Origin of the sequence: Roseovarius nitratireducens (assembly GCF_002925845.1) — a bacterium.
GTDB lineage: Bacteria > Pseudomonadota > Alphaproteobacteria > Rhodobacterales > Rhodobacteraceae > Roseovarius > Roseovarius nitratireducens.
Genome location: NZ_PDNI01000055.1, coordinates 81,467 through 88,325, shown reverse-complemented (window position 1 = coordinate 88,325; position 6,859 = coordinate 81,467). Strand labels below are relative to the sequence as shown.

General features: G+C 68.6%; 6 protein-coding genes. 4 read left to right on the top strand and 2 right to left on the bottom strand.

Annotated features, from left to right (window positions below):
* From CRJ03_RS10060 to CRJ03_RS10050, 3 genes are all read left to right on the top strand, one after another.
* On the top strand, nt 1-819 hold an 819-nt coding region (locus tag CRJ03_RS10060; RefSeq protein WP_104018738.1), incomplete at its 5' end, for an MBL fold metallo-hydrolase.
* Nucleotides 820-893: 74 nt separating this feature from the next.
* Nucleotides 894-1,754 carry a substrate-binding domain-containing protein gene (locus tag CRJ03_RS10055; RefSeq protein WP_104018737.1) on the top strand — a complete coding sequence of 287 codons (861 nt, stop codon included), beginning with the start codon at nt 894-896 and terminating at the stop codon, nt 1,752-1,754.
* A 113-nt stretch (nt 1,755-1,867) separates the two neighbouring features.
* On the top strand, nt 1,868-2,275 hold the full coding sequence (locus tag CRJ03_RS10050) for a hypothetical protein (RefSeq protein WP_206018352.1): 408 nt from the start codon (nt 1,868-1,870) through the stop codon (nt 2,273-2,275).
* Nucleotides 2,276-2,631: 356 nt separating this feature from the next.
* Here CRJ03_RS10050 and CRJ03_RS10045 read toward each other — a convergent pair whose 3' ends face one another.
* The gene (locus CRJ03_RS10045; RefSeq protein ID WP_104018736.1) at nt 2,632-4,578 is read right to left on the bottom strand and encodes a lytic transglycosylase domain-containing protein; all 1,947 of its coding nucleotides are present in this window, start codon (nt 4,576-4,578) and stop codon (nt 2,632-2,634) included.
* 116 nt (nt 4,579-4,694) lie between these two features.
* Here CRJ03_RS10045 and dapA point away from each other — a divergent pair, with 116 nt between their 5' ends.
* Nucleotides 4,695-5,570, top strand: a complete 876-nt coding sequence (gene dapA, locus CRJ03_RS10040; protein WP_104018735.1) for a 4-hydroxy-tetrahydrodipicolinate synthase — start codon at nt 4,695-4,697, stop codon at nt 5,568-5,570.
* 154 nt (nt 5,571-5,724) lie between these two features.
* On the opposite strand, the gene CRJ03_RS10035 is transcribed toward dapA, so the two are convergent.
* Nucleotides 5,725-6,717, bottom strand: coding sequence for an asparaginase (locus CRJ03_RS10035; RefSeq protein ID WP_104018734.1), 993 nt, complete (start codon nt 6,715-6,717; stop codon nt 5,725-5,727).
* Nucleotides 6,718-6,859: the final 142 nt, after the last annotated feature.

Genomic DNA, 6,859 nt, shown 5'->3' with positions numbered 1-6,859 from the left:
AACACGATCAGCTACGTGGTGAAAGACCCCGGGTCCAACGCCTGCGCGATCGTCGATTCGGTGATGGATATCGACTATGCGGCGGGGCGCATCACCCATGAGCATGCCGACGCGATGATCGCCCATATCGAGCGCGAGGGGCTAAGCCTCGAATGGATCATCGAGACCCATGTCCATGCCGACCACCTGTCTGCTGCGCCCTATATCCAGGAGAAACTCGGCGGCAAGATCGGCATCGGCGAGAAGATCCTCGTGGTGCAGGACACGTTCGGCAAGATATTCAACGAGGGCACCGAGTTTCAGCGCGACGGCAGCCAGTTTGACCGGCTGTTCGGGGAAGGTGACACCTACAGCGTGGGCGGCATGACCTGTTTCGCGATGCACACGCCCGGCCACACGCCCGCCTGCATGACCCATGTGATGGGCGATGCCGCCTTTGTCGGCGATACGCTGTTCATGCCCGACGGCGGCTCGGCGCGGGCCGATTTCCCCGGCGGGGACGCGGCCACGCTCTATGACAGCATCCAGAAGGTCTTGTCGCTGCCCGACACCATGCGCCTCTTCATGTGCCACGACTATGGCCCGAATGGCCGCGATATCCGGTGGGAGACCACGGTGGCCGAGGAAAAGGCGCACAACATCCACGTGGGCGGCGGCAAGACGAAGGAAGAATTCGTGCGCTTCCGCACCGAACGCGACGCGACATTGGACATGCCGCGGCTGATCCTGCCGTCGTTGCAGGTCAACATGCGCGCGGGCGCGGTGCCCAAGGACCGCGACGGCAACCCGATGCTGAAAGTGCCGGTGAACCGGCTCTGAACTCGCTTTCCTGCTGATTTCCCGGTCCGGATCGGCTAGGACCGGGAAAAGCCCCAAGCGATCACCGAGAGCCGATGGACCCCAGCTATCTGACTACCAAGGAAGTCGCCGACCTGCTGCGCGTCCGCGAACGCAAGGTCTATGACATGGTCGCGGCGGGCGAGATCCCGCATCGCAAGGTCACCGGCAAGCTGCTGTTTCCACAATCCGAGATTACCGCCTGGATCGAGGGCGAGGGCGCGCTGCAACCGCCCTTGAGGCCCGGGGTGGTCACCGGCTCGCACGATCCGCTGCTCGACTGGGCGCTGCGCGAGAGCGGATCGGCGCTGGCGACGCTGTGGAACGGCAGCATGGGCGGGCTCGACGCCTGGTGCCGGGGTGAAGCGGCAGTGGCGGGGCTGCACATCCCCGGCGAGGAAGACTGGAACATCGCGGCACTGGAGGCGCGGGGGATACGCGACGCGGTGCTTATCGGATGGGCCACGCGGGTGCGCGGCCTGATCCTGGCGCCGCAGGTGGCCGACATGGTGCGGGATTTCGCCGACCTGCGCGGGCGGCGGGTGATCCTGCGGCAGGAGGGGGCAGGCACCACGGCGCTTTTCGCGCGGCTGATGGCGGAGGCGGGACTGACACCCACGGACCTAACGACCGCTGCCAGCCCCGCCCATACCGAGAGCGAGGCGGCGGCGGCGGTGGCCGCCGGCGAGGCTGAGGCGACGCTCGGGATCGAGGCGATGGCGCGGCAGTTCCGGCTGGTGTTCCGCCCGCTGCTGCGCGAGCGGTTCGACCTGCTCATTGACCGGCGCGCCTATTTCACCGAGCCGGTGCAAAGCCTCGTGAGCTTCATGCGCTCCGAGGTGATCGCCGCCAAGGCAACGGCGCTGGGCGGCTACGAGACCGCTGGCATGGGCACGGTGCGGTGGTTGTCGCCGTAATGTGACCACAGGCTTGACCGGGGGCGGATCGCCCCGTAGCGTTTTAATGGTCGGCCCGGTATTTCGGGTCATTGGATTTCGTGATTATGGGCATTCGCGCACGCATCGCGGGCATGGCAAAGGGCAGGGTCGCCCCGGCCCTCTTGGTGCTGCTTCTGGGCGTGCGCGTCGCCACCGCCGCCGCCGTAGAGTGCCAGCACGAGCTTGCCGATGCAGCCCGCGCCGCGGAGCGCGCTCAGGAGGCGCGTCTGGCAGAGGTGATCGCGCTGGGCGGCGCGCTCTGCCTGTATGCTGTCGGTGCGCCGTCGGACACGGCAGAGCAGGAGGACGGGCCGCATCTGAACGCGCCCTGCCCCTTCTTCAAGTCGCCCGTCACGCTGACCGATACGGGGCCAGACCCGGCGGCGCGGATCGTCGCCTTCTCGCGCCTCGCGCCGCTCTCCGACGCGGGCTGCCCAGCGGCGCAGGCCCCTGTCGCCGCCTACAACGCCCGCGCCCCACCGCCGCTGGCCCGGGGATAACCGGCATGTGCGCCTGGCGGGCCTACCCGTGCGGTGCGTCGCTCTCCTTCGGCGTGCTGCATCTCCAGCGGGACATCCCGTGCGGCAAGCGTCTGCACCCCGGTTTCGGCCCCGCCGCCCTCTCCAGCGGGCAGGCGGGGCAATCACCGAAACCCGGGATGCGCGGCCCTGACGGCCCATGCCGACCCCCGCTGCACCCTTGGCAGAGATTGAACCCAAGCGTTTTTCATGAGAGTTTTCGAGGCACGGATACGGTCACGGGGCGCTCTTGCCACCTCTTGCCACCTCTTGCCGCCGTGCCTGCCTCGCGTAACGAGGCTTGCCGTTTAGCTGTCACTCCGCGGCGCCGAGGCCGGTCAGTCCGTTACGCGCGGGCGGTCGCTGCCCCCAATTTCCAGAGAGAAGGGCCGCGGCAGCGCCGGTTGGCCAAGGCGCGCGCGATAGATCGGCAGGCTCTCGGCGACGCGCATGACGTAGTTGCGCGTCTCGCGAAAGGGCAGGTGCTCGATCCAGTCAACCACCGCCTCGGGGGCCATGCGCCGCGGATCGCCATAGGTCTCTAGCCAGTCCGTCACCCGCCCCGGCCCGGCATTGTAGGCGGCGGCGACGAGCAGCGGATTGCCGTCGTACCGCCCCCGCAACTGCGCCAGATAGGCGGCGCCGAGCCGCACGTTGTGGCGCCAGTCCGTCACCAGCCGCGCGGCATCCGTGTCGAGCCCGCTGTCGCTGGCCATCTCGCGCGCCGTGGCCGGCATGAGCTGCATCAGCCCGCGTGCGCCGGCACCGCTCATCACGACGGGGTTGAACTCGCTCTCGCGCCGGGCGATGGCGAGCGCCCATTCCATCGGCACGGGCAGGTCCATGTCCGTGAGAGAATGGAGCGGGTAGTAGATGGCGGGCAGGATGATGCCGCGTTCGGCTGCCGCCTTGCCGAGCATGACTTGCAGGTAGGGCGTGCCGATCTCTTCGAGCATCGCGCCCATGCGGGCAAGGCCCTGCCGGTCCTGCGTCTCCGAGAGGTGCAGCAGGAATTGTCGGGCCAGCCACGTCTCGTCCATCCTGAACGCCAGCGTGACAATCTCGTGCAGGTCGGTGCGCGCGAAATCCGCCTCGCGCCATGGTGGGACGGTCCCGGCGCCCGAGACCAGTTCGGTGATGTCGCGCTCGATCCGTTCCGCCGCGAGCAGCCCGTAAAAGCTGGTCGGGTGATCCGCCCCTCCGGCATAGGCGGCGCGCGCCGCCTCGGCGTCGCCGCCGGCCTCGACCGCCCGGCCGAGCCAATAGCCCGCACGCCCAAGCGAAATCGGTGTGCTGACGGCGCTGCGGAAACGCTGGAAATGATCGCGCGCGAGGTCGGGCTCGCCCAGATGGGTGAGCGCGATATAGCCTGCAAGCCATTCGAGATCGGCGTAATTCGCATCCTCGTCAAGCTGGTGCAGCGCCGCGATCTCGTAGGCGCGCGCCACCTCGCCGTCCCGCATCGCCTGGCGGGCCAGGGCGCGGCGCCAGCCGGCCCAGCGCTCGGGCACGCCCAGCCCGCCCCTGATCCGACTCTGGCGCAGCAACACGGCGATGGCGTCCTCGGCGGAACGGGTGAGGTAATGCTCGAACAGCGCGAAGGCGATGCCGGGGTCTCGCGCCTCGGTCGTGCTCACGCCATCGGGGCCGGACTCGGCCACGCGCGCCCGTATCTCGGCTCGCTCGCGCGTGGCGTCGCTCACCAACGGCAGCATCAGGGCGGCGTCGTCGAGCCCACGCCACAGCGCCATGTCAAGCCGCGCCTCGTGATGGGGGGCCAGCAGCGCGCCGAATTCGCGCAGGAAATCGGCGTGCCCGGCGGCGGTGAGATCGAGCGTGCGCCATGCCATCACGATTCCGGCCTCGGCCTCACCCTGCCGCCCACGCGCCAGCCGCGCGCGGGCGGCAGAGAGCGCGCCGGCGCCCGTCTGCGGCACGTACCCGTCGTAGAAGGCGAGCACCGTGTCAAAATCCGCGCCGGCCATCGCCGCCTCGCTGTTGCGGCGCAGCAGGTCAAGGCCGGGCCAGTGGTCATTGCGCCTCAGAAAGCCCAGGATCTCGTCGGGCGCGCCCAGTCCCGCGCGCAGCCGGTACCATTCGACGAGATCGGCCGCTGCCGGGCCGTCGCGCGCCGCGAGCCGCGCCGCCACCTCCCAGCGGCCCGCACCCATGGCCTGAAGCGCGCTGGCCAGCGGACGCGGCGCAATGCGCGGCACGTCGGAGGCCGCAGACGCCGCACCGAGGGGCATTGCACAGATCAAAACCATCGCCAGAAGCCGCAACATCCCTTGCCTTTTCCGCGTTGAATCAGGATAGACGTCCCCAGCCTAGGCGGCGCGGTCCGCGCGGTCCACACACGAGTGGAGGACCGGTCGCCGCCCGAGACCACAAGGAGCGCGTGATGTTCAAAGGATCCTTCCCTGCCCTCGTTACACCGTTCAGGAACGGCGAGGTGGATTACGAGACGCTTCGGACTCTTGTGGAATGGCATATTGGCGAGGGCAGCCGCGGGCTTGTCCCCGTTGGCACCACGGGCGAGAGCCCAACGCTTACCCACAAAGAGCATGAGCAGGTGATCGACGAGGTGGTGCGCGCCGCCGCCGGGCGCGTCCCGGTGATCGCGGGGGCGGGCTCCAACAACACGATCGAGGCGATCCGCTTCATGCGCCATGCCGAGACGGTGGGCGCGGATGCCGCGCTGGTCGTGACGCCCTATTACAACAAGCCCACGCAGGCGGGGCTGATCGCGCATTTCACCGCGCTGCACGATTGCTGCGAACTGCCGATCATCATCTACAACATTCCCGGCCGGTCGGTGGTGGACATGCTCCCCGAGACGATGGGCAAGCTGGCACAGCTTCCGCGTATCATCGGCGTCAAGGACGCCACCGGCGATCTTGCCCGCGTCAGCACGCAGCGCATCGCCTGCGGCAAGGATTTCATCCAGATCTCGGGCGAGGACGCCACCGCCCACGGATTCAACGCGCAGGGCGGTCAGGGCGTCATCTCGGTCACCGCCAATGTCGCGCCCAAGCTGGTAGCACAGGTGCAGGAGGCGACGCTGGCGGGGGACTATGCCACCGCGCTCGAATTGCAGGACCGGCTGATGCCGCTGCACCGGGCGATCTTTGTCGAGCCGGGGCTGGTGGGCGTCAAGTACGCGATGTCGCGGCTGGGGCTGTGCAGCGACGAGGTACGCCTGCCGCTCGTGGGCCTGAGCGATCCGACCAAAGCGCTGGTCGAGGAGGGCTTGCGCCACGCCGGGCTCATCAACTGAGCAGGGATCGCGGGGCCAGGCCTGGCGTGCGTTCAGGCGCATTCACACGCCCTGCCCCCCGGACAGCCGACCTCGCGCATTCACCGATCGCAAGACGCGAGTCGGCGGCGCCTCCGGGTCGCGATGCCCGCCTTGTCGATCTCCTCTGCCTGTATCAGGACATCGTAGCGGCGGGCCGAATCGCGCCTGTCTCGATGCCGCGCCAATTGATGATCGGCGCGTTGCGCACCTTGCACGCCGCCGGATGCCGGGGGTCGAGCACCCCCAACCGCACGAGAATCGAGGCGATGGCACATTCCGCGCCGCGCGTGCCGCCGTCGGCGATCTTTAGCGCGACGCCGAGGCCCCGCCGCGGAAGGATCGCGATATAGAACGCCTCCGCCCCGGTCTTGAGCGCCACCGGCTCCGAGCAGGCGCGCATCAACTCGGTGCAGGCCCGCCCCTCGCCCGCAACCAGATCAGGATGGGCCACCATCGCCTGCCATAGCCTGCGGGCGGCGCGTTCCTCGGCAGTGGCCTCACCCGCGCTCGCATACCACGCCATCGCCCGCGCCATCGCCCGCAGCGTGGTGGCCGGATTGGGGGCAGAACAGCCGTCGATCCCGTAATAGGGCGAGGATTGGTCGGTAACGGTCTCGAACGCCTCCATCACCGCGCGCTGCACCGGGTGGTCGGGTTCGACATAGTCGGGGCCGCCACCGAGATGCCGGTTGAGGGTGAGAAACCCGGCATGCTTGCCAGAACAGTTGTTGTGCACCTGACAGGGTGCGGTACCCGAACAAAGCAGCGCATCATGCGCCGCCTTGTCCCATGGCATGTGCGCGCCGCAGCGGAAATCGTCGTCGCCGAGGCCAATCTCGGCAATCCAGCGGCCCACCCTGTCGGTATGGATCGCCGCACCGCTATGCGACGCGCAGGCCAGCGCCAGATGTTCGGGCGTCAGCCCCGCCGCGTCCGCCGCCCCCGAAGCCACCAGCGGCAGCGCCTGGATCATCTTGGCCGAGGAGCGCGGCAGCACCACCTCGTCGGGGTTGCCCCATGCCTCGACGATATCGCCTCGCGCATCGCAGATCACGGCGTGACCGAGGTGAACGCTCTCGGGGCGCGGTCCGCGCCAAACTTCGGCAAGGGGAACGGGGTGGGTCATGCGTGGTCTCCGGTCTGCGCGCCCGGTGCGGGAAGAGGCCACACGATTCGCGGAGACCCGCCAATTCCGCCTTTCACTTCCCGTCCAATTCGCGCTAGTCTCGATGCGTCGAACGTGGATCGGTCGCACAATACAACAGGCC

Bases quoted from the DNA above. Each gene is read 5' to 3' on its own strand.
- CRJ03_RS10045 (WP_104018736.1), bottom strand. From the start codon at position 4,578: ATGTTGCGGCTTCTGGCGATGGTTTTGATCTGTGCAATGCCCCTCGGT.
- CRJ03_RS10055 (WP_104018737.1), top strand. From the start codon at position 894: ATGGACCCCAGCTATCTGACTACCAAGGAAGTCGCCGACCTGCTGCGC.
- CRJ03_RS10050 (WP_206018352.1), top strand. From the start codon at position 1,868: ATGGCAAAGGGCAGGGTCGCCCCGGCCCTCTTGGTGCTGCTTCTGGGC.
- CRJ03_RS10035 (WP_104018734.1), bottom strand. From the start codon at position 6,717: ATGACCCACCCCGTTCCCCTTGCCGAAGTTTGGCGCGGACCGCGCCCC.
- dapA (WP_104018735.1), top strand. From the start codon at position 4,695: ATGTTCAAAGGATCCTTCCCTGCCCTCGTTACACCGTTCAGGAACGGC.